This is a genomic window from Corallococcus sp. AB049A (genome assembly GCF_003668885.1).
Classification (GTDB): Bacteria; Myxococcota; Myxococcia; order Myxococcales; family Myxococcaceae; genus Corallococcus; species Corallococcus interemptor.
The window spans coordinates 1-2,436 of the sequence record NZ_RAWL01000699.1 but is presented as its reverse complement, the minus strand read 5'-3'; the positions used below and the strand labels follow the sequence as shown (position 1 = coordinate 2,436).

General features: G+C 69.6%; 2 protein-coding genes. Both read left to right on the top strand.

Annotated elements, in window-relative coordinates:
• A partial coding sequence (locus D7X55_RS38405; protein WP_121725622.1) for an Hsp70 family protein occupies window positions 1–1,830 on the top strand: 1,830 nt, incomplete at its 5' end.
• A gap of 71 nt (window positions 1,831–1,901) precedes the next feature.
• On the top strand, window positions 1,902–2,436 hold a 535-nt coding region (locus D7X55_RS38400), incomplete at its 3' end, for an AMP-binding protein (RefSeq protein WP_147470395.1).

Sequence of the window (2,436 nt, the reverse complement as noted above, 5' to 3'; positions counted from 1 at the left end):
CAGGCCCTGCCCCCGGCCATCTCGGAGGCCAACGCCCCGGCCCGGATGGACGCCCCGGCCGCGCCCGCGCTGGAGATGGTGACGGATGCGTCACTGGGGCTGACCATCGACGAGCCTCCCCGGACGGGGCCGGTCATCGGCATCGACCTGGGGACGACGAACTCGTGCGCCGCGTTCGTGCGCGGCAACAAGCCCGGGGTGCTGCCCAGCCGCGAGGGCCACAACACGGTGCCCTCCATCCTCGCGTTCAACCAGCGCGGCAGGCTGGTGGTGGGCCACCCCGCGAAGGGGCAGATGCTCACCAACCCCCGCCAGACGGTGTACGGCGCCAAGCGGCTGGTGGGCCGGCCGTACGCGTCGCCCATCGTGGGGCAGATCAAAGGCCGCTTCCACTACGAGATCGCCGCGGGCCAGAACGGCGAGGCGGCGGTGCGGTTGGGTGACCGCATCTATTCGCTCCAGCAGATCTCCGCGCTGATCCTGCGCGAGGTGCGCGAGGTGGCGCAGAACCAGCTGGGGCAGCAGATTTCGCGGGCGGTCATCACGGTGCCCGCCTACTACAACGACAACCAGCGGCACGCGGTGCGCGAGGCGGGCAAGCTCGCGGGCCTGTACGTGGAGCGCATCCTCAACGAGCCCACCGCGGCGGCGCTGGCGTACGGCTACGGCAAGAAGCTCAACCAGCGCGTGCTGGTGTACGACCTGGGCGGCGGCACGTTCGACGCGTCGGTGCTGGAGCTGCACGACACGGTCTACGAAGTGATTTCGACCGGCGGCGACACGTTCCTGGGCGGCATCGACTTCGACAACGCCATCGTGGAGTACCTCCTCCAGGAGTTCGAGCGGCAGACGGGCCGCGCGTTCCAGGGGGACCGGGTGGCCCTGCAGCGCATCAACGACGCGGCGGAGCGGGCCAAGTGCGCCCTCTCCGAGCGCTCCGAGATGCGGGTGCACGTGGCCTTCGTCACGATGATCGACAACAAGCCGTATGACCTGGACGTCACGCTCACGCGGCAGAAGTTGATCGCCCTGACGGAGGGGCTGGTGGACCGCACGGTCCAGGTCTGCGAGGAGGTGCTCCAGGCCAAGGGGCTGAAGCCCACGGACATCGACGAGGTGATTCTGGTCGGTGGTCAGAGCCGCTTCCCGCTGGTGCACGAGAAGATCACGAAGTTCTTCGGCAGGCCGCCCAGCAAGGGCGTGCACCCGGACGAGGCCGTGGCGCTGGGCGCGGCGCTGCTGGCGCACAGCCTGGGGCAGCTGGAAGGCGTGGTGCTCATCGACGTGCTGCCCATGGCCATTGGCGTGGCGCTGCCGGGTGGGCGCTTCAAGCCGGTGCTGGAGCGCAACGTGTCGCTGCCGGCGGCCAAGACCTACACGCTGTCCACGCACCGGGACGGGCAGACGGAGCTGGAGCTCACGGTGTTCCAGGGTGACTCCGAGCGCGCGCAGGACAACGAGTACCTGGGCACGCTGCGGCTCGCGGGTCTGCCGAAGAAGCCTCGGGGCGCGGTGCAGGTGACGGTGACCTTCGAGGTGAACAACGAGTCACTGCTGAAGGTGACCGCCAAGGAAGGCACCACGGGGCGCGAGGTGGTCAGCACGTTCACCACCCGGGACACGCCGGAGGCGGTGAAGGCCCGGCTGGCGCAGGAGGAGGCCGCGCAGGCGCCGGTGCCTCCGGTGGTGACGCCGGGGAACGCGGCTCCGGCGACGCGCAAGGTGGCGGCGTCCGCTCCAGTCGTCACGGAGGAGGCCCCGGATGCCGCCGTCGTGTCCAGGCAGAAAGGTTTCATGGGGTGGTTGAAGGGGCTGTTCGGCCGCGCGTGACTTGACGGCGTGTCCGGGCCTCCTGTGATTCGTCACCGGGAGCGCCTACGGGATTGAGCATCCGGGCTGCTATGAAGTGTCGAAATTTTTCGACACCTGGACGGCCTCCCCCCGTGACCGACCTCGCCCCCCGAAGCCTCTCTGGCTTGTTGCTGACCCTTGCCCAGGGGTCTTCCGCCCAAGCGCCGCTGTACACCTTCCTGGGAGACGACGGAGAGGAGAGCGTCTGGAGCGCGTCGGAGCTGGACGTGCGCGCGCGGCGGATTGCATCCGCGCTGAGTGAGCGTGGCGCCGTGGGCGAGCGCGTGCTGCTGCTGTACCCGCCGGGGCTGGACTACATCGCCGGGTTCTTCGGCTGCCTGTATGCCGGGGCGGTGGCGGTGCCCGCGTATCCGCCGGACCCGATGCGGCTGGAGCGCACCCTGCCCCGGCTGCGGGCCATCATCCAGGACGCGAAAGCGACGGTGGTGCTCACCACGTCGGGCATCCTGGAGCTTTCTGATTTCGTCTTCGAGCAGGCGCCGGACTTCCGTGCGCTGCACTGGATGGCGACGGATTCGCTGCCGGAGGGTGGCGAGCGCGAGTGGGTGGCGCCGGAGTTGGGGA